Below are 23,392 nucleotides of genomic sequence, written 5' to 3'. Positions count from 1 at the left end.
CCGGCCACTGGATCAACCAATGGCCGGGCCCCCGATTTTCAGTACGACCTGAGGTCGTCCGTCAGCTTACGAGTTCGGCAGCTTGAACACCGTCAGCTGGCCGCCCAAGGCGGTGTACTGGGCGAGAGCGGCGTAACCGCCGACCGCGCCGAGGCCGTCCGTCGAGTTGGTCAGGCCAGCCGCGAGGCCGATGCCGGCCCAGCCGCCGACGCCCGAGAGCACCGCAACGTACTGCTGGCCCTTGTGCTCGTAGGTCATGACGTTGCCGATGATGCCGGACGGGGTCTTGAACTTATACAGTTCCTTGCCCGACTTGGCGTCGACAGCCTTCAGGTAGCCTTCGAGCGTGCCGTAGAACACCACGCCGCCAGCGGTCGCGAGAGCGCCGGACCACACGGAGAACTGCTCCTTGTTGGACCAAACGATCTTACCCTTCTTGCCGTCCCAAGCGATGAAGTTGCCCATGCCGCCATGGCTGTTCGGGGCCGCGTACATCGAGAGGGTCGCGCCGACGTAGGGCTGTCCGGCGGTGTACGAGACCTGGAAGGGCTCGTAGTCCATGCAGACGTGGTTGGTCGGGACGTAGAACAGCTCGGTCTCCGGCGAGTACGCCGCAGGCTGCTGGTCCTTGGTGCCGAGAGCCGCCGGGCAGATGCCCTGCGAGTTCACGTCTTCGCCGTTCTGCTCAGTGGAGTACTTGGCGACGACGAGCGGCCGGCCGTAGGTCTTGGACGACTTGTCCATGTCGACCTTGGTGGCCCAGTTCACCACCGGGTCGTACTTCTCGGCGACCAGCAGCTCGCCCGTGGCGCGGTCCAGCGTGTAGCCGAAGCCGTTACGGTCGAAGTGCGTCAGGAGCGGGCGCTCCTTGCCGTCGATCTTCTGATCCGTGAGGATCATCTCGTTGATGCCGTCGAAGTCCCACTCGTCGTGGGGCGTCATCTGGTAGACCCACTTCGCCACGCCGGTGTCGGCGTCACGGGCGAACACGGTCATCGACCACTTGTTGTCGCCGGGGCGCTGCTTCGGGTTCCAGGTCGAGGGGTTGCCCGAACCGTAGTACACGAGGTTCAGCTTCGGATCGTAGGAGTACCAGCCCCAGGTCGAGCCGCCGCCGATCTTCCACTGGTCGCCCTGCCAGGTCTTCAGCGAGCTGTCCTTGCCGACCGGCTTGCCGTGCTCGAGGGTCTTCTCGGGGTCGACGAGCATGTCCGCGTCGGGGCCCATCGAGTAGCCGCGCCAAGCAAGCTTGCCGTCAGCGATGTTGTAGGCCGTGACCGAGCCGCGCACGCCGAACTCGCCGCCGGAGATGCCGACGATGACCTTGTCCTTGACCGGGAGAACGGTCGCGGTGTTGGTCTCGCCCTTCTTCGGGTCGCCGTTGACGACCGACCACACCTTCTTGCCCGACTTGGCGTCGAGCGCCACGAGCGTGGTGTCAGCCTGGTGCAGCAGGATCTTGCCGTCAGCGTAGGCCAGGCCACGGTTGACCGTGTCGCAGCACATCACCGGGATGACGTTCGGATCCTGCTTCGGCTCGTACTTCCAGATGATGCGGCCGTTGTCGTTCAGGTCGAGCGCGAACACATTGTTCGGGAACGGCGTGTGGACATACATGATGTCGCCGATCACGAGCGGGCCGCCTTCGTGGCCGCGGAGCACGCCGGTCGAGAAGGTCCAGGCGACCTGGAGCTTATCGACGTTCTTCGCCGTGATCTGATCGAGCTTGGAGTAGCGGGTGTTGGCGTAGTCGCCGGTCTGGATGCCCCACTGCTTGGGATCCTTCAGGATCGTTGAGACGCTGTCATTCGCCAGCGCCGGCAGTGCCATAGCGACGGTGCCCAGCAGGCCCGCCGCGATTGCGACATTGCGCATTCGTATTCTCCCTCTTAAACGCAGTCCTTAGGCAGCCGCAGTTTTTACTGCAGCGTAATCTTTATTATTGGACTTGCGCCTCCCTCATCGTGTCACGGTCCGTCGGGATTTTTATCCTCGACATTGTCGCCTCGAGGCTCACCCCGGACTAGACCTACGAACCGCTGTCACCCCTAGAGGCTCTAGCGTTGAAGCTGAAGACTGCGGGGACCCTAGAACGCTTCCCCAAGGCACGCAACAGGACTTTAAGATATAAGAGCATTATTATGATTTTGCTGCGTTTGCGAACTTATTATAGTGCAACGCAGTAGGGGCGAACCCGTCGAAATCGCGGAAAGCTTCCAAGGTCTGCAGAATTGGACCGTTCCAAGCCACGCCTCAAAGTTTAATACTTTAGTCGTGGTAGGATGGGTGGATGGGCCGCGGCGCCCCGATTCGGGACCCCGTCAGCGCCACTCCTGTTCGCGGTAGGCTTCGATCGCGTTGCGGCTGTTGAACTCGTCGAACAGCGCCCAGGCGTCGCGCTCGGCGAGGCCGGCTTTCTCCGAGGCCTGGCGGAGAGTCGCGCCGCCGGCCATCAACGTCTCGACGTCGGCGCGCAAGCGGTCGAAGTAGCGCCGCTGCGGGCCGAGCGCCTCGGGCCAGGACGCGAAGGCCGGACCGTGGCCCGGCACGATCCGCGCCGCCGGCCGGGTCGCGAGCGTTCCCATTACCTTGACCCAGCCCTCGAGCGAGCCGTCGATGCTCGGCAGATGGCCGAGGAAGACGAGGTCGCCGAGGAACCAGGTGCCCGTCGCCTCGTCCAGCACGGTGAGGTCGTTGTCGGTGTGGGCGGTCGGCCAGGGCTCGAGCTTCAGCGCGCGTCCGCCCAGGTCCAGCGTCGTGGGCTCCGCGATCGACGTCGCCGGCAGGACGGCCTCCGTCCCGTCGAAGCTCGCGCCGAGCAGCCGCTTGCCGGCGTCGAGGTAGGTCTGCGCCCGGGCCTGAAGCGCCCGCGCCAGCTTGGCGTGGCCGACCACGGTCGCGCCCTCCTCCCGGAAGGCGACGTCGCCGAGCACGTGGTCGGGGTGCATGTGCGTGTTGACGACGTAGCGGATCGGCAGAGCGGTCCGGGCGCGCACCGCGGCCAGCAGTCGTTTGCCGGCGATCCGCGAGTTGCCGGTGTCGATCACCGCGACCGCGTCCCGCCCGACCACGAAGCCGACGTTGGCGATCGCACCCTCGTTCGACGGCGCAATGAGCTGGATCGGCGCCTCGTAGACGAACACGCCCGGCGCGACCTCTTTCGTCGGCAGCGGCTCCGCGGCTGCGGCGGGAGCAGCCGCGACGAGCGTCAGGGCGGCCCAGAACGCAAAAAGCCGCCCAAGGATTCGGGCGGCTTCGCGAGCGGCCGACGGCCCCGTGCGCGACGGGAGGCGGTCGTTCATAGCGTCAGCTTTCGTTGGAGCGGGAGCCGGCGAGGCCGGCCGTCACGAACCTTCGATCACTTCTTCTTGCCGGTCTCGTCGAACTGGGCGAGGTAGGCGATGACGTTCTTGCGGTCGTCTTCCTTCTTGAGGCCGGCGAAGGCCATCTTGTTGCCGGGAACGAGCGCCTTCGGGTTCTCCAGCCACTTGTCGAGGGTGGCCTCGTCCCAGTTCTTGCCTTCGCCGAAGGTCTTCAGCGCGTCGTCATAGGCGAAGCCGGTCGAGGCGATCTTGCGGCCGACGACGCCGTTCAGTTCCGGGCCGGCCTTGTCGGCGGCGCCTTCGCCGACCGCGTGACAGGAGCCGCACCGTTTGAACACGGCTTCGCCCTTGGTCGCGTCCTGCGCGAAAGCGCCGGTAGCGAGCGTCGAAAGAGCGATGGTCGCGGCGGCGAGAGTCACATGGCGGATCATGGGTTGGCGTCCTCCGGATTGTTTGTCGTGACGGCGGCGCGCGCCGCCGATTGGAATTAGAAGCGTTACATGTGGCAGGGCAACCGCCGTTGGAAGGCCGAAATGTCGCAGTCTTTGGTATGGGTTCGAGGGCCACGATACGCCCCGTGGGGGTCCTGCGCCGGTTCGCTCCTTGGAATGCGCGGCGCGCGGGGGTAGGAGAGCGTCGAGCCATCCCGAGCCTCCCGAGGAGCCTGGACTTTCATGCTTGAGCGCGCCTCTGCGCCCTCCCCGATCGTGAAGCTCGGCGGCAGCCTGCTGGCCGCCCCGACGCTGCGCGCGGCGCTCGACGCCTGCGCCGCGGCGCGCGCCTTCGTCGTCCCCGGCGGCGGGCCGTTCGCGGACGCAGTTCGCCGCGCCCAGTCGGAAGTCGGCTTCGACGACCGCGCCGCGCATGGGATGGCGATCCTCGCCATGGAGCAGACCGCGCTCGCGCTCGCGAGCCTCCGCCCGGCCCTCCGCCTTCGCGCCGAGGCGGACGAGGTGGTGACCGCGGTGCGCGACGGACAGGGTGGCCTGTGGGCGCCATCGCGGATGGCGCTCGGCGCCGACGTGCCGGCGAGCTGGGACGTGACCTCCGACAGCCTCGCGCTGTGGCTGGCGCTGACGTTGGGCGCCAAACGTCTGGTGCTGGTGAAGTCGGCGCCGGCGGCCGCCGGGGCCGGCCCCCGCGGCTGGGTCGAGGCCGGTCTCGTCGACCCTTACTTTCCGACGCTCGCCGTACGTTTTTCCGGCGAGATCGTCTGCGTCGAGGTGGCCAACCTCGCCCAGGCGCTGCGCCCCGCAAGGACCGCGGCATGAGCGGGGAGAAGGTCGCCCTCGTCACCGGCTCGCTCGCGGAAGCGCGGCTCGTCAAGCTCGCGGAGCAGCTCGCGAGCGAGGCGCTGCAGCCGCAGGTGGTCAACGTCGGCGTGAAGGTCGCGGCGCTGATGACGGCCGAGATCATCGAGCGCCGCCTCACGCTGCCGGACAACGTCGACCGCGCCGTGATGCCCGGCCGCTTCCGCGGCGATCTCGAGCGCCTCTCCCGTCACTTCGGCGTGCCCTTCGTGCGCGGGCCGGAGGAGCTCGCGGACCTGCCGGCGTTCTTCGGACGCGGCGGCGTGGAGCTGGACCTGTCGCGCCACGACTGCGCGATCTTCGCCGAGATCGTCGACGCCACCACGCTCGACGTCGACGGCGTCGTGGAGCGGGCGCGGGCGCTCCGGGCCGAGGGCGCGGACGTGGTCGACCTCGGCTGCATGCCGGACACCGACTTCCCGCATCTCGAAGCGACCATCGCCGCGCTGATCGCGGACGGCTGCAGGGTCAGCGTCGATTCGGCGAACCCGGACGAGCTCGCCCGCGCCAACCGGGCGGGGGCGCACCATCTGCTGAGCCTCAACGAACACACGCTCGCCATCGCCGACGAGGGCGCGGCCGTGCCCGTGCTGGTGCCGGCGAACCCCGGCGACCTCGAGTCGCTGCTGCGTGCCATGGACGCGATGGACGCGAAGGGCCTGCCCTATCTCGCCGACCCGATCCTCGACCCGATCCACTTCGGCTTCACCGCTTCGGTGGTGCGCTACACTGAGCTGCGGCGGCTGCGGCCGGAGGCGTCGATCCTGATGGGTATCGGCAACGTCACCGAGCTGACCGACGCCGACACCACGGGGATCAACGCCATCCTCATGGGTATGATCTCGGAGCTTCGGATACAGGCGGTTCTCGCGGTCCAGGTCAGCCCGCACTGCCGGACGGCGGTGCGCGAGTTCGACCGGGCCCGGCGCGAGTACTTCGCGGCGCGCGAGGCCGGCTCCCTGCCGCAGGGCTTCGGCTCCGGGCTGATGGCGCTGCGCGACCGCAAGCCTGTCGCCTCTACCGCGGCCGAGATCGCCGACCTGGCGAAAGAGATTCGCGACCGGAACTACCGGATCGAAGTTAGCGAAGAGGGCGTCCACGTCTTCAACCGTGACGGCCACCGCATCGCGGTCGATCCGTTCGACCATTTCCCGCATCTCGCGGTCGAGGGCGACGCCGGCCACGCGTTCTACCTCGGCGTCGAGACCGCCCGCGCCGAGATCGCCTTCCGGCTCGGCAAGCGCTACGCGCAGGACGAGGCGCTGAAGTTCGGCGTCGCGGGCGAGACGGCGCAGAGCCTTGAAGAGGCCCACAAGCTGAGCTTCAAGAACGCCGGTGCGACCTTCGCCGACAAGCGCGCGGAGCGGGCGAAACGCGCGCCTGACGCCGCGACGCCGGACGAACCCGAGGACCAGCCCTAAGTGATCCGCGAGACCATCGTCACGACGCTCTCGCCCGAGGGCGTCCCCCACGTGGCCCCGATGGGGGCGACCCCGATCGACGGCGGCTGGCTGCTGCAGCCGTTCCGGCCTTCGCGCACGCTTGAGAACTTCCTCTCAACCCGCTGCGGCGTCGTGAACTTCACGGACGACGCGCGGGTGTTCGCAGGCTGCGTCACCAAGCGCCGGCCGGAGTGGCCGACCGAGCCGGCCGAGTCGGTAGCCTCGGTCCGGCTCATGGCGGCGCTCGCCTGCGACGAGGTCGAGGTGACGGCGATCGAGGACGAGCATGGCCAGCGGCCGAAGCTGACCTGCCGCACGACGCGGCAGGTCGCGCTCCGCCCCTTCCCCGGGCTCAACCGGGCGATCGCCGCCGTGCTCGAAGGCGCGGTGCTTGTGAGCCGCCTCCACATGCTGCCGGCTGAAAAGATCGAGGCCGAGATCGCCTATCTCCAGATCGCGATCGACAAGACCGCGGGCGAGGCGGAGCGCGAGGCCTGGGGCTGGCTGCTCGACGCGGTGAACGCGCACCGCGCGAAGGCGGCGTCGTGACCGGCTTTCTGGCGAGCGTCGCGAACCCGGACGAGATGGAGGCCGTCCGCATCGGCGGCGCCGACATCGTCGACCTGAAGGACCCGGCCAAGGGCGCGCTGGGCGCCTGGGACACAGCCGCGCTGGAAGCCGCCGTCGCACGCTGGCGCGGCTGGGGGCCGGAAGCGCCTGCGCTCAGCGCCACCATCGGCGATCAGCCCATGCGGCCGGAGATCGTGGTGGCGGCGGCGGAGCGGGTCGCCGCCACCGGCGTGCCGCTGGTGAAGCTCGGCGTCCGGGCTGACGGCGCCCTCGCCTGCCTCGACGCGCTCCGCCGCCTGGCGCAGCGGACCCGGCTGATCGCCGTGTTCTTCGCGGATCTCGGCGTGGACCTCGCCCTGGTCGACGCGGCCGCCGACGCAGGCTTCGCCGGCGTCATGGTGGACACCGCCGACAAGGCCGCAGGCGGCCTGCGCCGCCATATGGACGACGCGGCGCTCGCCGCCTTCGTGGCGACCGCTCGTGGACGACACCTGCTGACGGGGCTCGCGGGGTCTCTCGCGCTGGCGGACGTCGCCCCGCTCGCGCGGCTCGCGCCCGACTACCTCGGCTTCCGCGGCGCGCTCTGCGACGGCGGGCGAACCGGCCGGCTCGACGCCGAAGCGGTCGCCCGTGTCCGCGCCGCGCTCAAGGGCCGGCGCGCCGCGGCCTGAAGGCGTCTGGAAACTCAGCGTCGTCTATTGGGGTGCGTGCTTCGAGACGCCGCCTTTTGGGCGGCTCCTCAGCCTGAGGAGGTCTTTGTTTCCAAACGTAACAACGTCCTCATGCTGAGGAGCCCGCCTTTTGCGGGCGTCTCGAAGCACGCACTCCGCCCCACCTGCGGTTTGTGATCAGCCGCGAGCTTCAGCGCAGCAGCATCGCCACGAGCGGCGCCGCCAGGACGTTCATCAGACCGACCAACACCATCACCAGCCCGGCGATGGAGCCCTCCTCGCGCCCGATCTCATGGGCGCGCGCCGTTCCCGCGCCGTGGGCGGCGACCCCGAACAGCGCGCCCCGCGCCAGCGCGGAACGGATCGGCAGATGGGTCAGCATGAGATCGCCCAACGCCGCGCCGAGCACGCCGGTGAGCATCACGAACAGGGCGGTCAGCTCCGGCGTGCCGCCGATGTCGCCCGAAACCGTCATGGCGAACGGCGTGCTGATCGAGCGCGGCAGCAGACTGAGCCTCAGCTCGTCATCGAGCCCCAGCAGGGTCGCGAGCCCCCAGCCGGTGAGGAACGCGGTCGCGCTGCCCGCCGCCATCCCGGCCGCGAGCACCGGCCAGTGTCGCCGAATCAGGGCCCGCTGCTCGTAGATCGGCGCGGCGAACGCGACGGTCACGGGGCCGAGAAGCACCGCGAGCCAGCCTGCTCCGCCGATGTAGTCGGCGTAGCTCACATGCAGCGCGAGAACCGCCGCCACGACGAGCGCCGGCGTCACCGCGAGCGGCGTGAGCCACCACAGCCGCCAGCGGCGATAGAGCGCCTTCGCGAAAAGGTAGAAGCCGATCGTCGCCGCCGACCAGAGCAGCGCCTGGCCGAGCGACGCCTCAAGCCGCATGTCCATGACGCGCCCCCAGGCGGCAGCACAGCTCGACCGTGAACGCCGTCACGCCGATGACGGCGGCGGCGCCGCCCAGGATCACCACAAGGATCTTGAGACCCAGCAGACCGAGCAGTTCGTGGTGATCGACGACCGCGACGACCAGCGGCACGAAGAACAGCAGCATCTCGGCGATCAGCCAGTTCGCGCCGCGGCGCAGGCTAAACAGGCTGAGCCGGCCGGTGGCGAGCAGCAGCAGCGCAAGCCCCAATCCAACCACCGCGCCCGGAAGGGGCGCTGTGGTGACGCGCACGACCGCCTCGCCAGCGAGCCAAAGCGCCGCGATCAACGCGATCTGGGCGACTCCGCTGTGGTGAAAGCTGCGGCGAAGAGAAACGGCGATGCGGGCGACGGTCATGGCGAAAATCTCCAGGCCCCCTTCTACACCTTGATGCGTTATGCCCATAATGACTTATTAGACTTTTGATCAGTCCTTATGGGAATGACGATGGAGTTCCGCACGTTGCGCGCCTTCGTGGAGGTCATCCGGCAGGGCAGCTTTTCGAACGCCGCCAAGACGGTGTTCACGACCCAGTCCGCCGTCAGTAAGGCTGTGCGCCAGTTGGAAGACGAGCTTGGCATGACCCTGCTCGACCGCGTGAGCCACCGCGCCGCGCTGACGACCGCGGGCGAGACCGTGTACCGCCGCGCCGTGAAGCTGCTGGCCGAACGCGACGATCTGCTTGCGGAGCTGGACGAGGTGCGCGGGCTGAAGCGCGGCTCGCTGCGGCTCGGCCTGCCGCCGATCGGCAGCAGCACCCTGTTCGCGCCCCTGTTTGCGGTCTACCGCCAGCGCTACCCCGGCGTCGACGTGCGGCTGGTGGAGTACGGCAGCGACCGGCTGGAGGAGCTGCTGCGGGCCGGCGAGATCGACCTCGCCGCCTCGCTGCTGCCGGTCGCGGACGATTTCGAATGGCGCATCGTGCGGCGGGAGCCGCTGGCGGCGCTGCTCGCCGCCGGCCATCCGCTCGCGACGCGCCCCTCGATCCGGCTGGCGGACCTGCGCGAGCAGCCGTTCGTGCTGTTCGAGCGCGGCTTCGCGCTGAACCGCATCCTGCTCGACGCCTGCCGCTCGTCGGGCTTCGAGCCCTCGATCTCGGCGCGGAGCAGCCAGATCGACTTCATCGTGGAGTTGGCGGCGCTCGACGTCGGCGTCGCGTTTCTGCCGCAGTTCATGATGGAGCAGCGCCCTCACCCGGGCGTCGCCCGGGTCACGCTCGACGAGCCGGCCGCCCGCTGGGACATGGCGATGGTCTGGAGGCGCGGCGCCTATCTTTCCCACGCCGCCCGCGCCTGGCTCGCGATCGGCGCAGAGGCGCAGGCGGGGACTTAGAACGGCTTTCGAGTTTCGTCGTGGGGATCAACCACGTCGTCGTTCCCGGTGAAGTCCCGGGACGACAGCGGAGCGTCAGGCGGCGTTAGGCGACGATGAGCGCCTCGCCCTTGCCGGCGACGTTGAGGTCGCCCGCGAAGCGGCGGGCGCGGGCGACGTCCTTGCCTAGGAAGGAGGCCAGCTCCTGGGAGCGGCGCACCAGCACCCGCAGCATGACGAGGTCATGCTCGCCGGCGTCGCCGAATCCGGAGGCGAGACCCTCGGCCGCGCGCAGCAGCAGCGTGCCGCGCTTCATGCCGCGGCCGGCCGGCCCCGCCAGCGCGCCGCCGACGGCGAAGGTGCCGGCGATCAGGTCGGTCGCGGCGCCTTCGGCCGCATCGCCGTGGACGATGACGACGCCGCCGCGCAGGCGTTCGCCGGCGCGCAGGCCGGCCGAGCCGCCGACCACGACCGCGCCCCCGCTCATGCCGCGGCGGGAGCCGTCGCCGGCCGCGCCGAGGCGCTCGCCGACGTCGCCGCCGATCACGACCTTGGCGCCGGCGAGCTCGCTCGCGGCATAGGCGCCGGCGGAGCCCTTTACGATCGCCACGCCGCCGGTGGCGCCCTTGGCGAACTCCGCGCCGACGTCGCCGTCAACCACGAGTTCACCCGCGGTTAACCCCGCCGCAACCCGGTCGAGCAGCGGCAAGCCGCCCGCGATGGTGAGCCGGTCGGCGCCGGAGCCGGACACCGCGAACAACTCGCCCAGCGCCACGCGCCGGAACCCGTAGCCGATCGACAGGCGCTCGAGGTCGGCCGCGCCGGGAAGTGCGCCGGTGAGGTCGACGCGCGCGTCGAACGCGCCGCGGGGGGTGAGGACGATGCCGGTCACGCCATGATCTCCCGCAGCTTGAAGTGATAGGGTCCGAGATTGCCGCCGTAGTTGCCGGCGTCGATCGCGACCACGCCCTTGTCGCGCCCGAGCGCCACCAGCGCCTCGATGCCCGCCTTGGTGCAGGCCGAGACCGCCTCGAAGCTGACGCCGTCGATCACGATTTCCTGCACGGAGGCGACCTCCGGAGGCAGCTTGGTCTCGGTCTGCGCGCGCAGCGTCGGGCAGTAGGCGTTGTTCGAGGAGGCGAACATGCCCTTGTACTTGGAGCCGACTTTGGAGCCCGAGCGCACGATGCCGCCGGGGAACGGCAGGATGCAGCCCTCGACCTTCTGCATCGCGTCGACCGCGACTTCCGCCGCCGCCAAAGCCTCGCCGCGCGAGGTCCCGAGGATCAGGATGTTGCCGCCGCCGACCCCTGAGACCGTGCCGCTCTCGTGATCGCAGACGAACTCGCCCTCCATCACCGGCACGCGCCAGATGCGGCGGCCGTCGACGTTCTTGGCGATCTGCCAGCCGTCGCCGAAGTAGCGCAGCGCCTTGCCGATGGAGACGACGTCGCCGCCCTCCATGCCCGCGTAGCAGGCGGAGGTGGGCGAGGTCAGCACGCACTGGCCGATGCGCAGGGGCACCACGGCCTTCAGGCCCTTGATGTCCATGGCGAAGATCAGCACCGCCACGCCCGGACGGCCGTCCGGCGTGTCCTCGGGCGCGAGTTCGCGCTCGACGCCGGCCTCGCAGCCGCAGCCGATGACCGAGGTCGCGAAGCCCGTCATGGTCTTCGCGGCGATCATCGCCCACTTGGGGCTGTCGGCGGTGATGATCAGGCGCGTGCCGACCATCGGAAAGGCCTCCGCGAACGAATCGCGGATCTCGACGCCGTTCAGGATCATGCCGACCTCGTCGTGGCGTGGGTGACCGCGCCCTGCCCGTCGCGGATCTCGTCGTCCGCGATCTTGAACGTCTTCGCCTTGAAGCCCATCGCCTCGTCGAACCAGCGATCGAGCTTCGTCTCGATCCCCGTGTCGTAGTCCGGCGCGACCTGGTGGGTCTGGCCATAGGCGACGCTGACGATCTCGCCGTCTTTCACGATGACCTGGCCGTTCTTCAGCACGTAGTCGGCCTTGGTGAACATGGCCTCGCGGTCCGGATCGTCGCGGTAGATCACGACGTCACCGACCGCGCCCGCGCCGAGATGGCCGCGGTCCTTGAAGCCGAGGATCTTGGCGGGCGCCGCCCGGGTGACGATCGCGATCTCCTCCAGCGTGTACTCGCGCTTAAGCTCGCCGACGATCGAGTGCTTGCGCACCGCCTTCGGCAGCCGGGCGAAGTGCTCGTCGCGGAAGTCCTTGTCCATCAGCAGCCGGATGAGGTGCGGATAGGTGGTGAACGGCGCGCCGTTGGGGTGGTCGGTCGTCAGGAAGATCCGCCAGGGGTCCTCGACCAGCAGGAACAGCTCCAGCCCGATCGCCCACTGCAGGGCGTTCACGAAGGACTTTTCCTTGTAGACGAAGGGGACGATGCCGCAGGCGGCGTCCATCTCCATGTCCATGCCGATCCAGCGCTTCGGCGAGGCGATGCCGCGGTTGCGGTGCTGGGACATCAGGTCGGCGGAGGCCGTCACCGTCTGGCCGAACATCACCTGCCCGACGTCGATCGAGATGTTCGGGTTGGCGTTCACCGCCTCGGCGATCTTGGCCGCGCCGGAGGAGAACTTCTTGTCGCCTTCGGTTCCGTAGGAGTGGAACTGCACATGCGTCATGTGCAGCGGCAGGCCTTCCGTCGCGGCGATGGTCGCGAGCGTGGTGTCCTCGTTGCCGGGGACGCCGAGGTTGCAGCCGTGGAGATGGATCGGATGGGCGAGCCCCAGCTCCGTCACCGCCTTGATCAGCGTCGTCAGGATCGTGCGCGGCGTGATCTCGTAGTGCGGGTTCGCCTCGTCGAGGTCGAGCCGGCGCTGGTTGAACTTGAACGCGTTGATGCCGCCCGGATTGACGATCTTGACCGCCATCGCCTTGGTGGCGGCGAGCTGCCAGGCGACGTAGTCGTTGACCGCCTGCTGGCCGGCCCCGCTCGAGATCAGGTCGAGCAGGAAGTCGTCGTTGCCGAGCACCACGTAGCCGCCGGTGTCGAGGAAGGGGATGTCCTTCATCTCGGCGTGCATGTGACGGGCGTTGGCCGCGACCATCGCGGGCTCGAACACCGCGGTGTAGCCCATCTCGGCGTAGCGGCAGCCGGTGGCGTGGGCGGTCATGGTGGAGAGGCCGCCGCCGCAGCCGCAGAAGTCGCCCGCGGGCTCGCGGTTGGCGCGCTGCTCCTCGACCATGAGCAGGCGGGTGATGTTCGACTTGCCGCCGGCGATGTGGCTGTGGATGTCGATCGCGCCGGCCATGACGACGCCGCCCCGGGCGTCGATCGTCTCCGTTGCGCCGGTAAAGCCCTTGGCGTCGACGATGCGGCCGCCGTCGATGACGACGTCGCGGACGACGCCGGACTCGCCGTTCGCGGGGTCCAGCACGCGGCCGTTGATGATACGCACGGCGCTCATGCGCGCGCCTCCGAAATGAGCGTCACGACGTCGGCGACGCTCTTCAGCCCCGCATCGCGATGGCGGCGCAGCGGCAGGCCGACCACGGAGTCGGCGCGGAACGCGAGACCCTGATGGTCGAGGCCGGGCTGGCCGACGGGGATGAACACGTCCGGCTCCGTGTCGAACACGGTGTCGGGATGCGACAGCGCGATGACCGCCGCCGAGGACTCAGGCGGCAGCTCGGGCCGGAAGGCCGAGGTCCAGACCACGAGATCAGCGCCCTTCACCGCGTTCGCGGTGGCGTAGGCGGTCTGGTCGTGGTCCGACACGCCGTCGCGGAAGCCGACGCGAAGCGGGAAGCCAATGTTCCAGAGCGTCGCGTGGTAGGCGCCGGTGAGGTTGTCCTTGCCCGACAGCGGCAGGCAGGCTGCGCGGGTGGTCACGTTCAGAGTGTCGACGACCGACACGGCGCGCTCGATCACGAGGTCGCCGTCGTCGTCGAGCGACGCCGCGCTCCAGGCCAGCACGCCGTAGCGGGCGGCCTTGAGCGCCTCGGCGAGCGCCTTAATGTCCGGGGACGCGCCGGGAGGAACCGAGCCCGCGACAAGCGCCGAGAGCTGCGACAGCGCGTCGACCAGGCCGCCCTCGGGCGTCGCGATGATCTCGACGCTCAGACCCTCGAGCTGGCTCTTGGCGTCCTCCGTCGGCGCGCCGCCGAGGAAGACCACGCGGCGCGGGCCTTCGACGAAGCGGCCGGTCGCGGGGAGCACGCGCTCGTAGACGCGGTGATAGGCCTTCGACGGATCGGGGCCGACGACCACGAACAGGTCGCAGCGGTTGCGCACCTCCGCGAAGGTGGTGGCGACCCAGCCCTTGCGCTGGGAGCTCGCGAGGTTCCGGAACATGCCCTCGGAGGCGTAATGGTCGACGCTGCCGCCGGTCTTGGCCGCAAGCTTCAGCACCGCGCGCACGCCGTCGACGTCGGTCCCGAGGCCGGCGTAGGCGATGGTCTTGGACGCATCGAGGCGCTTTGCGGCCTCCGCCACCGCCTCCTCGAAGGAGACGTCCTTGCCGGCCACCCGCGCAGAAGGCGCCGGGGCGCCGGAGCGCGCGAACAACTCCGCCGCGCGGCCGCAGGTTCCCTTCGCCGCCGTGACGGCGGCGCCGTCGACGGTGAGCGTGACGTCGTCGCAGCCGATCCCGCAGAACGGGCAGACGACGTCGTGGCTCGTCATTTCCGCCATGGGGCCCTCAGTCATACTTCACATAGGAGAAGCGAAGGTCGCCCTGGGGCGTGCCTTCGAGGGCGTCGTCTTCGGCGGGCTTCCACTGCACGACGCTCTCGATCTTCGCCGCGAGTTCGAAGTCGCGCTCGGTGATCCCCTTGGCGTCGTGCGACATCAGCCGCACCTCGACCCAGGCGTAGGACGCCGTCAGATCGGGATGGTGCCACGCCGCCTCGGCAAGATGGCCGACGGTGTTGATCACCATCAGCGTGCTCTTCCAGCCTGTCGTCTTGTAGGTGCGGCGTATCCAGCCGTCCTCGAGCCGCCACTTCGGAAGGTCAGCGGCGAGACGCCGTTCGACTTCCTCGGGCGGAATCGTCGTCTTCGGATCGGCCACTTGGGCGCTCCTCGGGTTTTTGATTTGACCGGGACCGTTACATGGGCGGATCAGCCCGCGCAACGCGGCGCGACGTTTCGTCCGGCTAGGCTTTTGGCGCATCCCGCAAGGATGGCGCGGGCGGTTGGCTGCCCCTAAGGTGCGCGCGGAAACGCCATGGACCGAACCAGCACCCCAGCAACGCCGCCCCGACGCGGCTCGGAAGCGCCGCACGCCGTTAGGGTAAGCGCGCCCGGGCGTCTGCACGTCGGTTTTCTGGATCTCGGCGGCGCCCTTGGACGTCGTTACGGCGGACTCGGCCTGTCGCTCGAGACTCCCGTCACCCGCGTGACGTTGCGCCGCGCCGCGCGACTGAGCGCGACAGGACCTGACGCGGACCGCGCGGCGGCGGCGGTTCGAACGATCGCCACGGCCTTCAGGGTGTCCGAGAAGGTCGCGGTGGAGGTCGAGGAAGCGTTGCCTGCTCACGCCGGCTTGGGATCGGGCACGCAACTTGGCCTCGCCGTCGGGGCGGCGCTGGTGCGGTTGCAGGGGTTGAACGTCGCCCCGCGCGCGCTCGCAGCGTCTCTCGGACGTGGCCAGCGCTCCAGCATCGGCCTCGGCGCGTTCGAGACCGGCGGCGTGATTCTCGACGGCGGACGCGGCGCCCGCGACGAGCCGCCTCCGATCGTGGCCCGCGCCGCGATCCCCTCCTCCTGGCGGATCCTCCTGATCTACGACCACGCTCTCGCCGGCCTGAGCGGCCAGCGCGAGACCGCCGCCATGGCGAGCCTGCCGCCATTCCCCGAAGAGCTCGCCGATCGCCTGTGCCGGCTCGCCGTGCTGGGCGCGATGCCCGCCGCCGCCGAAGGCGACGCGCAAGCTTTCGGACGCGCGATCGGCGAGATGCAGCGTCGCCTCGGCGATCATTTCGCCAAGGCCCAGGGCGGGCGCTTCACCAGCGCCGACGTCGCGGAGGCCCTGGCCGTGATCGAGGCGCGCGGCGTTCCGGGTGTCGGCCAAAGCTCATGGGGCCCGACCGGCTTCGCCGTCCTCGGCGACGCGCGGGAGGCCGAGGCGCTCGCGGCGGAACTGCGCGCGCGCTTCGCCAGCCGGCCGAACGTCGCCTTCGAAATCACCCGCGGCGCGCGCCGCGGCGCCGACATTGAGGACCTTCCCGGCGACGCCGGCGCGGAAGGGCTTCTGCTTACCGGAGAGACGCATGTCCGACGCTGAACCGATCTTCCACATGATCACGCCGCTCAAGCACACGAGCCCGTTCGACGTGAATATGGCGGTGGACGCGGGCTTCCAGGTGATCTCGGCGAACGTCGAGGTGGGTCTCAAGGACGTCGTCGGCCTCACGCAGGACGCGATGTTCTCGCGCTCGCCGGACGACGCCAAGCGGACCGTTCTGTTCATCGGCGGCAAGGACGCGAGCCTGGCGTTGGACCAGATGAAGGCCGCAGGCGGCGCGCTGTTCCCGCCGTTCGAGATTTCGATCTTCGCCGACCCCGCCGGCTCCTTCACCACGGCGGCTGCGATGATCGCGCTGGTGGAGAAGCATCTGGCGAGCAAGCGGCCCGAAGGCCTGAAGGGCGCCAAGGTGCAGATCTACGGCGCGACCGGCATCGTCGGCGGCATCGCGGCGGTGATCGCCGCCCAGCAGGGCGCCGAGGTCACGCTCGTCAGCCACCGGGTGATCGAGGACGTCGAGGTCAAGGCGATCGACTTCAAGAAGCGCTTCGGCGTCCTTCTGGAGTGCGCCGTGGCGACCGACGACGCCGAGAAGAAGGCGCTCGTGCCGCAGGCGGACGTGATCCTGACGGCGGCCTCCGCTGGCGTCGAGGTCATTTCCCGCGAGGTCCTGGAGGCCGCCACAAACCTGCTCGTCGCCGCCGACATCAACGCTGTCCCGCCTACCGGGATCGCAGGCGTCGGCGCGAACGACGACGGGATCGCCTTGCCCCACGGCGTCGGCGTCGGCGCGCTCGTGATCGGCCAGCTGAAGTACCAGGTGCAGCACCAGATCCTGAAGCGGATCCGCAATTCCGACGTGGCGCTCAGAGTCGGCGTCCTTGAGGCCTATGAGCTCGCGCGCACCCTCTCGGCCTGACCCGTTCGACGTCGTCGTCGTCGCGCTTTCCGCCCGCGCGCTCGCGCGCTCGGCGAAGCGCGCCGGCTTGCGCGCCCTGAGCCTCGACCTGTTCGCCGACGCCGACACCCAGGAGCATGCGGCGCGCGCCGCGCGTGTCGATGGAGGCCCGCGCGGATTTGCCCGTCGCGGCCTGCTGGCGGCGCTCGAACGGCATGCGCCGCCGGGAACGCCGGTCGTGCTCGGCGCCGGCTTCGAGCACGCGCCTGGATTGATGGCCGCGATCGACCGCCGCTGGCCGGTGAGCGGCGCCTCGCCTGGAACCGTAGCGCAGCTCAAGGATCCGTTCGCGCTCGCCGCGCTCCTACGCCGGATCGGCGCGCCGCATCCGGCCGTCGCCGCCGACGCGCGGCCGGGATGGCTCTCCAAGCGCGCCGGGGCGTCCGGCGGGGGGCATATCCGCTTCGGCGGGCGTGCCGCGCGCGGCCGCTATTTCCAGCAACCCATAGCCGGCGATCCGGTGTCGGCGCTTTTCCTCGCTGACGGTCGCCGGGCGTCGCTCATCGGCTTCTCGCGCCAGTGGACCGATCCCGCGGCCAACGCGCCGTTCCGGTACGGCGGCGCGGTGGGGCCCGTCCCCGTTCCCAGCGCGTTGCGCTCAGCTGTCGATGCCTGCCTCGACGGGATCGTCGCGCAGACCGGCCTGCGGGGGCTCGCGAGCCTCGATCTTTTGGTCGACGGCGAGGCGTTTGTGGCGCTTGAGGTCAACCCCCGGCCCGGCGCGACGCTCGACGTGTTCGACCGGGGACCAGCGTCCCTGTTCGCCGCCCATCTCGAGGCCTCCGCAGGCCGGCTGCCCGCCATGCCGTCCGCCGCCCTGGCGCCGCAGGCGGCGGCGGTTATCTACGCACCTGTCGACTGCGCCGTCGCCGCGCTCGCCCGTCCGTCATGGACCGCCGACTGGCCCGCGGACAACGACGTCATTCCCCGCGGCGCGCCGGCCTGTACGGCGTTCGCCGCCGCCGCGACTCCCGAGGCAGCGCGCGCGCTCGTAGCTGCGCGGCGCTCGCGCCTCCTCACCTCGCTCGGCGCGGGCCATTCCGCCGCCCGGCCAACACGAACAACGGTGTCCGCATGACCCAATCTCCTCCCAGCGTCGGCGCGCTCGTCGCGCCGCACGTCGCGTCCCTCGTCGCAGACGCGCAGGCGCTGCGGCTCGGCGTCGAGCTCACCGCGACCGGCGCGACCATCGTCGACGCCGGCATCGCCGTCCGCGGCGGCCTCGAGGCCGGCCGGCGCATCACCGAGATCTGCCTTGGCGGCATGGGCAAGGCGACCTTCGCCCCCGACACGCGCTTCCCGCGCTGGAACACGGCGATCCAGATCACCACCGTCGATCCCGTGATCGCCTGCCTCGGGAGCCAGTACGCCGGCTGGAGCCTCTCCGACGGCGACTTCTTCGCGCTCGGCTCCGGCCCCGCGCGCGCCCTCTGGGCCAAGGAAGAGCTGTTCGGCGAGCTTGGCTACAAGGACGCGTCCGAGACCGCCACGCTGGTGCTCGAAACCGACAAGCGTCCGCCGGACTCGCTGATCGCCCACATCGCCAAGGAGTGCGGCGTGGCGGAAGACAAGCTGACGCTGATCCTCACCCCCACGACGAGCCTCGCCGGCTCCGTGCAGGTGGTCGGCCGCGTGCTCGAGGTGGCGCTCCACAAGGCGCACTCGCTGCACTTCCCGCTGGAGCGGATCGTCGACGGGGCGGGCGTCGCCCCTGTGCCGCCGCCGGCCGCCGACTTCATGTCCGGCATGGGCCGCACCAACGACGCGGTGCTCTACGGCGGCGAGATCTCGCTCTACGTCGAAGGACCCGAGGACGAGGCCGAGCAGCTCGCCAACGGCCTGCCCTCCTCCACCTCGCGCGACCACGGCCGCCCGTTCGGCGAGATCTTCGCGGGCTACAACTACGACTTCTACGCCTGCGACGCCGGCCTGTTCTCGCCGGCGGTCGTCACCGTGACGGCGCTGTCGACCGGCAAGAGCTTCACCGCCGGCGCCTACGAGCCGGCGCTGATCGCGAAGTCCTTCGGCGGCTGAGCCGCCCCAACCCGGCGGGACCCCCTTTGGCTCCGCCGCGTCCGTTCCGGGAGCCGCCGCATGCCGACCGAAGCCTCTGGCTCACTGATCAGGACGGCCGACATCGAGGACGTTCCGGCCCTCGCGGCGATCTACGGCGACCATGTCCTTCACGGCACGGCCTCCTTCGAGGAAATCCCGCCGAGCGTCGACGAAATGACCCGGCGCCTGCGCGCGGTGCAGGAGGCTGGGCTGCCCTACCTCGTCGCTGAGGTGGACGGCGCGGTCGTGGGCTTCGCCTACGCCGGGCCGCACCGGCCCCGCGCCGCCTATCGGCACACGGTGGAGGACTCGATCTACCTCGCACCGGAGGCCCAGGGCCGCGGCCTGGGACGCGCCCTGCTTGAAGAGCTCATCCTGCGTTGCGAAGCGACGGGACGACTGCGCCAGATGATCGCCGTGATCGGCGACAGCGCAAACGCCGGTTCGGTCGCGGTCCACGCCCGCGCCGGTTTCCGGATGGTCGGCGCCATGACGGACGTCGGATTCAAGTTTGGGCGCTGGCTCGACACGGTCATCATGCAAAGACCGCTTGGCGATGCTTGACCAAACCGAGACTTCGGGCGATGAGCGTGCGCCCGCGAAGGCGAAGGGGTAGGCACAAAGACGGCACAGGAGAATCGGGTTTAGAGCGTGCCGCCTCCTCCTACGTAATTGCGAATACATAGCGAATAACGCCGACGCCGGTTTAGCTCAGCGGTAGAGCAGCGGTTTTGTAAACCGAAGGTCGGGGGTTCGATCCCCTCAACCGGCACCACTTGGCCATCAACGGCGTTCAGCTTGAGCCGCCAGCCCACCTCTTGAAGTGCTGTCTCCAAGGACCCTTCGGATAAAGTGGTCGATTGACCATCAGTCGTTAAAAGTTGAGCTGGAAGCTGCACTCGGAGTTTAATCCGCGCCGTGCGTTAATGGATGTCGTCCGCCGAGGCATCGCACCGGAATGTCGCTTAAGCTTCAGAATGAGATCCTTGAAATGATCGCGCGCGGCAAGCCCGTCCGCGAGACTGCGATGAAGCTTTGCGAAGAAGCCCAACTCCTCGCTCCGGGATGCCTGTGCTCGATCCTCCGAGTGGACCAGGACGGTAAGCTTCGCACTCTCGCGGCCCCAGTCATTGATCCCGCATTTTCCGCTGCGATCGAAGGCCTCCCAATCGGGCCAAACGTCGGGTCGTGCGGCGCCGCCGCCTTTTTCGGAACGCCGATCGTCGCGACGGACATCGCAACCGACCCGCGCTGGGCCGACTTTCGCGCCCTGGCGCTGGAGCATCATCTGGCGGCCTGCTGGTCGAGCCCGATCGTCGGGCGCGCCGGAAAAGTCGTCGGAACGTTCGCGTTTTACTCCCGAACGCCGCGGGGCCCCACCGTCGCCGAGAAACTGATCGTTCGATCGTGCATCGACCTCTGCGCCATCGCGATCGAGCGCAGCGACGCCGAGGAGGAAAGCCAACGCCTCGCCTATTTCGACTCGCTGACGGGGCTTGCGAACCGTGCGAGCTTCGATCGCGCGCTGGAGCAGGCGAAGAGCGACGCGCCCGGCGATTTCGCCCTGCTGCTGATCGACGTCGACCGCTTGAAGCTCGTCAATGACACTCTCGGACACGCCAGCGGGGACGATCTTCTGCGCGAGGTGGCGCGGCGCATCGAAGCCGCGTCTCCCAAAGGGGCGGCGTACCGGCTTTCGGGCGACGAGTTCGCGGTCGTCGCCTTCGGACCTCTGTCGTCGGTGCGGCTTCAGGACGTCGCTCACGCCGTCATTACCTCCATGACCGCGCCGACAACCTGCGGCGGGCACGTCGTTCGCGCGACCGTCACGATCGGAAGCGCCGGTTTGGACGCGCCCGGCGACACCCCCGACACCGTCCGGCAGAACGCGGACTTCGCGCTCTATCACGCGAAGGAAAACAACCGCGGACGTCTGGTCGCCTACGATCCTCATCTCGTCACCAAGATCACTTCCCGCTTCCGCTGCATTCGCGACGTCGGCGAGGCGCTGAACGAAGGGCGTGTGGAAGCCCATTACCAGCCTATCGTGCGGCTCGACACGCGCGAGATCGTCGGTGTGGAAGCTCTTTGCCGCGTAAGGACGAGAACCGGCGAGATCGTGCCCGCCGCGGCGTTCCAACAGGCCGTGGCCGACGCCACGACGTCCGCGCGGATCACCGAGGTCATGCTGGCGGCCGTCGCCCGCGACGTCCGCGGCTGGCTGGACGCCGGCATCCCGTTTCAGCATGTGGGCCTGAACGTCACGACCGGGGATTTCCAGCGCAGCGACCTGGTTCAGCGCATCGAGGGAGCCTTCGGCCAGCATGACGTGCCGCTGAGCCATGTGATCCTCGAGGTGACCGAGTCGGTCTACATGAGCGACAATGACCCCATGGTCGCCAACGCTGTCCGCACCCTTCGAAACCGTGGCCTGAGGGTCGCGCTCGACGATTTCGGGACCGGCTTCGCCTCTCTCACCCATCTGCTTACGTTTCCCGTCGACGTCATCAAGATCGACAAGTCGTTCGTGGCGGATCTAAGCGGCGGCGGTCCGAGCTCGGCGATCGTCGAAGGCCTGATCGGCATCGCGCAGAAGCTGAACATGCGGGTGGTTGCGGAGGGGGTAGAGACGGAAGAGCAGCGGGCCCACCTGCGAACCTTGGGATGCACCCTGGCGCAGGGGTTTCTGTTTGCGCATCCGTCGGATCGTCACACGACGACAGATCTCCTCAAGCGGTTCGCGCAGCCCTCCGCGCGGTCGCCGGGCGCATCGTCCCGTAGCTACGTCCGGTCCGCGTAGCGACCAAGGCGACAGGACCGTCGAGGCCCGTCGGCGCGCGCCGGCCGTCGTCGTGCAAGCATCAGTCCGCGCGCGGCGCTCGATCGAGATCGATCGTGCGGCTTGCCGGCGGCGTGTCGACCGCCAGCATGCTCCGGACCTTTTCGGCGACGGTCTCGAGCGTGAACGGCTTGGTGATCATCGACATGTTGGCGCCGAGAAATCCGGCGCGCATTTCCGCGTTTTCTGCATATCCCGTCACGAACAGGATAGGCAGGCTCGGCCTTGCGACCCGCGCCTCGTCCGCCAGCTGGCGTCCGTTCATGCCGGGGAGACCGACGTCGGAGATCATCATGTCGAAACGTGTCTCAGAGGTGAGTAGGCGCAGCGCCGCCGGTCCGTCCGCCGCTTCCTCGGTCCGGTAGCCAAGTTCGTTCAAGGCCTCGCGCAGCACCTGCCGAACGGCGTCCTCGTCCTCGACGATCAGCACGCGCTCGCCGTCGCCATCAGCGATAAGCTGCCCAACGGGCTGAACCGCGCCCGCCTGGACGAACGACGATCCCGCGGAGGGCAGGTAAAGGCTGACGGACGTGCCCTGCCCGACCCTGCTCGAGACTTTGGCCTGTCCCCCGCTCTGCTTCGCGAAGCCGTAGACCATCGACAGACCCAGGCCGGTTCCCTGGCCGATCGGCTTGGTCGTGAAGAAGGGGTCGAAGACCTTCTTGATTGTCTCCTTCGACATCCCGACGCCGGTGTCCGTGATCGTGATGACGATGTAAGCGCCCGCAGGCAGGTCACGGTCCTCGAACTGTTCGCCGGGCTCGATCTGGACCGCGCGGGTTTCGACGGTCAGCGCGCCGCCGTCCGGCATCGCGTCGCGCGCGTTGATCGCGAGGTTCAAAATCGCGCTTTCCAACTGGTTCGCGTCGGCGACTGCGGAATTGAGGCGCTCGGCCAGAGCGAGCCGCAGCACGATGCTTTCGCCGATTGTCCGCAGCATCAGCTCTTCGAGCGAGCGCACAAGCCCGTTGACGTCGATCGCCCGCGGGTCGAGCGACTGGCGCCGCGAGAAGGCCAGGAGGCGCTGGGTGAGGTTCGCAGCGCGCTGCGCGGACGTCGAGGCGGCGGTCATGAACCGATCGAGGTCGTCAAGCCGGCCTGAGTCGATCCGGCGCCGGATGATGTCGAGCGAGCCCATGACGCCCGTCAGCATGTTGTTGAAATCGTGCGCGATGCCGCCGGTGAGCTGGCCGACGGCCTCCATCTTCTGAGCCTGGCGAAGTTGCTCCTCGGCCCGCTCGCGCTCCGCGACCTCCTCCCGAAGCTGCAGCAGCGCCTGCTCCAGATCGCGAGTCCGCTCCTTCACGAGCTCATCCAGCTTGTCGGCCGCCCGTTTCTGCGCGGCGATGCTGTCCCGGATTTCATACTGCTTGCGGCGCCCGCGCAGCGCCGAGGCGACGGCGCTCACGAGCGACACCGCCCCGATCGGGCGCTCGAGCACGATGACGTTGGTCGCCCGCGACGGCAGACGAAAACGGACGTGCTCCGTCTGCCAGGACGCAGAACGCGATCGCGGCGCGGTCAGAAATAGGATCGGCAGATCCGCCCAGGGCTCCTGGGCTTCCAGAGCGCGCGTCAGCCCGCTGTCGCCGTGCCGCAGGGCTTCCTCGGTCAGCAGCAAGGCTCCGACGCGTTCGTCCAGAAGCGCGTCGACGTCGGAGAGACCCGCCAAGGCCTTAGCGGCGTAGCCGGCGTTCTGAAGGAGGGCGATGGCGCTTGAAGCGTCGTGGCCGAACGGAGCGCACACGAGGACGCAGATT

General features: G+C 69.1%; 22 protein-coding genes and 1 tRNA gene. 12 read left to right on the top strand and 11 right to left on the bottom strand.

All coding sequences use genetic code 11. The features are described 5' to 3' along the window. Positions 1-66: 66 nt before the first annotated feature. From xoxF5 to K244_RS0105090, 3 genes are all read right to left on the bottom strand, one after another. Positions 67-1,830, bottom strand: coding sequence for a lanthanide-dependent methanol dehydrogenase XoxF5 (gene xoxF5, locus K244_RS0105100; RefSeq protein ID WP_280949668.1), 1,764 nt, complete (start codon positions 1,828-1,830; stop codon positions 67-69). Positions 1,831-2,321: 491 nt separating this feature from the next. After that, positions 2,322-3,302, bottom strand: a complete 981-nt coding sequence (locus tag K244_RS0105095) for a quinoprotein relay system zinc metallohydrolase 2 (RefSeq protein WP_020185170.1) — start codon at positions 3,300-3,302, stop codon at positions 2,322-2,324. Between the two features lie 56 nt (positions 3,303-3,358). Next, positions 3,359-3,754, bottom strand: a complete 396-nt coding sequence (locus K244_RS0105090; protein ID WP_020185169.1) for a cytochrome c family protein — start codon at positions 3,752-3,754, stop codon at positions 3,359-3,361. 243 nt (positions 3,755-3,997) lie between these two features. Here K244_RS0105090 and K244_RS0105085 point away from each other — a divergent pair, with 243 nt between their 5' ends. Genes K244_RS0105085 through K244_RS0105070 form a run of 4 tightly spaced genes read left to right on the top strand, consistent with a single transcriptional unit; the run spans position 3,998 to position 7,316 of the window. Further along, the gene (locus tag K244_RS0105085; protein ID WP_020185168.1) at positions 3,998-4,594 is read left to right on the top strand and encodes a hypothetical protein; all 597 of its coding nucleotides are present in this window, start codon (positions 3,998-4,000) and stop codon (positions 4,592-4,594) included. Beyond that, positions 4,591-6,054 carry a DUF6513 domain-containing protein gene (locus tag K244_RS0105080; RefSeq protein ID WP_020185167.1) on the top strand — a complete coding sequence of 488 codons (1,464 nt, stop codon included), beginning with the start codon at positions 4,591-4,593 and terminating at the stop codon, positions 6,052-6,054. Before K244_RS0105085 ends, K244_RS0105080 begins: the two co-directional genes overlap by 4 nt. Further along, positions 6,055-6,624, top strand: a complete 570-nt coding sequence (locus tag K244_RS0105075) for a DUF447 domain-containing protein (protein WP_020185166.1) — start codon at positions 6,055-6,057, stop codon at positions 6,622-6,624. Then, positions 6,621-7,316, top strand: coding sequence for a (5-formylfuran-3-yl)methyl phosphate synthase (locus K244_RS0105070; RefSeq protein ID WP_020185165.1), 696 nt, complete (start codon positions 6,621-6,623; stop codon positions 7,314-7,316). Before K244_RS0105075 ends, K244_RS0105070 begins: the two co-directional genes overlap by 4 nt. 190 nt (positions 7,317-7,506) lie before the next feature. Here the strand turns inward: K244_RS0105070 and K244_RS0105065 are convergent, their stop codons facing one another. Beyond that, the gene (locus K244_RS0105065) at positions 7,507-8,211 is read right to left on the bottom strand and encodes an LrgB family protein (protein WP_020185164.1); all 705 of its coding nucleotides are present in this window, start codon (positions 8,209-8,211) and stop codon (positions 7,507-7,509) included. After that, positions 8,195-8,605, bottom strand: a complete 411-nt coding sequence (locus tag K244_RS0105060) for a CidA/LrgA family protein (protein WP_020185163.1) — start codon at positions 8,603-8,605, stop codon at positions 8,195-8,197. Before K244_RS0105060 ends, K244_RS0105065 begins: the two co-directional genes overlap by 17 nt. Positions 8,606-8,695: 90 nt before the next feature. Between K244_RS0105060 and K244_RS0105055 the strand changes: the two genes are divergently transcribed. Next, positions 8,696-9,580, top strand: coding sequence for a LysR family transcriptional regulator (locus K244_RS0105055; RefSeq protein WP_024816321.1), 885 nt, complete (start codon positions 8,696-8,698; stop codon positions 9,578-9,580). 85 nt (positions 9,581-9,665) lie between these two features. Here K244_RS0105055 and K244_RS0105050 read toward each other — a convergent pair whose 3' ends face one another. The 5 genes from K244_RS0105050 to K244_RS0105030 are packed head-to-tail and all read right to left on the bottom strand — an operon-like array spanning position 9,666 to position 14,604. Next, complete coding sequence (locus K244_RS0105050; protein ID WP_020185161.1) at positions 9,666-10,451, bottom strand: formylmethanofuran dehydrogenase subunit C; 786 nt, start codon at positions 10,449-10,451, stop codon at positions 9,666-9,668. After that, positions 10,448-11,344: a formylmethanofuran--tetrahydromethanopterin N-formyltransferase gene (gene fhcD / locus K244_RS0105045; RefSeq protein ID WP_020185160.1), complete on the bottom strand. Its 897-nt coding sequence runs from the start codon at positions 11,342-11,344 to the stop codon at positions 10,448-10,450. The genes K244_RS0105050 and fhcD overlap by 4 nt, the downstream gene beginning before the upstream one ends. Then, the gene (locus K244_RS0105040; RefSeq protein ID WP_020185159.1) at positions 11,341-12,999 is read right to left on the bottom strand and encodes a formylmethanofuran dehydrogenase subunit A; all 1,659 of its coding nucleotides are present in this window, start codon (positions 12,997-12,999) and stop codon (positions 11,341-11,343) included. The genes fhcD and K244_RS0105040 overlap by 4 nt, the downstream gene beginning before the upstream one ends. Beyond that, positions 12,996-14,225, bottom strand: coding sequence for a hypothetical protein (locus K244_RS0105035; RefSeq protein WP_020185158.1), 1,230 nt, complete (start codon positions 14,223-14,225; stop codon positions 12,996-12,998). Before K244_RS0105035 ends, K244_RS0105040 begins: the two co-directional genes overlap by 4 nt. Positions 14,226-14,232: 7 nt before the next feature. Then, positions 14,233-14,604, bottom strand: coding sequence for a 4a-hydroxytetrahydrobiopterin dehydratase (locus K244_RS0105030; RefSeq protein WP_020185157.1), 372 nt, complete (start codon positions 14,602-14,604; stop codon positions 14,233-14,235). Between the two features lie 156 nt (positions 14,605-14,760). On the opposite strand from K244_RS0105030, the gene K244_RS21500 reads away from it, so the two are divergent. The 7 genes from K244_RS21500 to K244_RS0104995 all read left to right on the top strand — a co-directional run bounded on the left by K244_RS21500 (position 14,761) and on the right by K244_RS0104995 (position 21,593). Next, a complete protein-coding gene (locus K244_RS21500; RefSeq protein ID WP_051460001.1) occupies positions 14,761-15,819 on the top strand; it encodes a beta-ribofuranosylaminobenzene 5'-phosphate synthase family protein in 1,059 nt (352 codons plus the stop codon). After that, the gene (locus tag K244_RS0105020) at positions 15,806-16,699 is read left to right on the top strand and encodes an NAD(P)-dependent methylenetetrahydromethanopterin dehydrogenase (RefSeq protein ID WP_020185155.1); all 894 of its coding nucleotides are present in this window, start codon (positions 15,806-15,808) and stop codon (positions 16,697-16,699) included. Before K244_RS21500 ends, K244_RS0105020 begins: the two co-directional genes overlap by 14 nt. A gap of 217 nt (positions 16,700-16,916) precedes the next feature. Beyond that, positions 16,917-17,816: an ATP-grasp domain-containing protein gene (locus K244_RS0105015; RefSeq protein ID WP_245259739.1), complete on the top strand. Its 900-nt coding sequence runs from the start codon at positions 16,917-16,919 to the stop codon at positions 17,814-17,816. Next, entirely contained in the window at positions 17,813-18,772 is a 960-nt protein-coding gene (mch, locus tag K244_RS0105010) for a methenyltetrahydromethanopterin cyclohydrolase (RefSeq protein WP_020185153.1), read from the top strand. The genes K244_RS0105015 and mch overlap by 4 nt, the downstream gene beginning before the upstream one ends. Positions 18,773-18,832: 60 nt before the next feature. Further along, a complete protein-coding gene (locus K244_RS21495; RefSeq protein WP_020185152.1) occupies positions 18,833-19,357 on the top strand; it encodes a GNAT family N-acetyltransferase in 525 nt (174 codons plus the stop codon). Positions 19,358-19,493: 136 nt separating this feature from the next. Continuing rightward, positions 19,494-19,568, top strand: a tRNA-Thr gene (locus tag K244_RS0105000). Between the two features lie 183 nt (positions 19,569-19,751). After that, positions 19,752-21,593 carry an EAL domain-containing protein gene (locus K244_RS0104995; protein ID WP_020185151.1) on the top strand — a complete coding sequence of 614 codons (1,842 nt, stop codon included), beginning with the start codon at positions 19,752-19,754 and terminating at the stop codon, positions 21,591-21,593. A 61-nt stretch (positions 21,594-21,654) separates the two neighbouring features. Here K244_RS0104995 and K244_RS0104990 read toward each other — a convergent pair whose 3' ends face one another. After that, positions 21,655-23,379 (bottom strand): response regulator, encoded by a 1,725-nt coding sequence (locus K244_RS0104990; protein WP_245259738.1) that lies wholly within the window; start codon positions 23,377-23,379, stop codon positions 21,655-21,657. Between the last annotated feature and the right edge of the window lie 13 nt (positions 23,380-23,392).

The organism is Methylopila sp. 73B, assembly GCF_000526315.1.
In the GTDB taxonomy this organism is placed as follows: domain Bacteria; phylum Pseudomonadota; class Alphaproteobacteria; order Rhizobiales; family Methylopilaceae; genus Methylopila.
The sequence above is the reverse complement of the archived record's forward strand: the minus strand, read 5'-3'. Positions and strand labels throughout refer to the sequence as shown.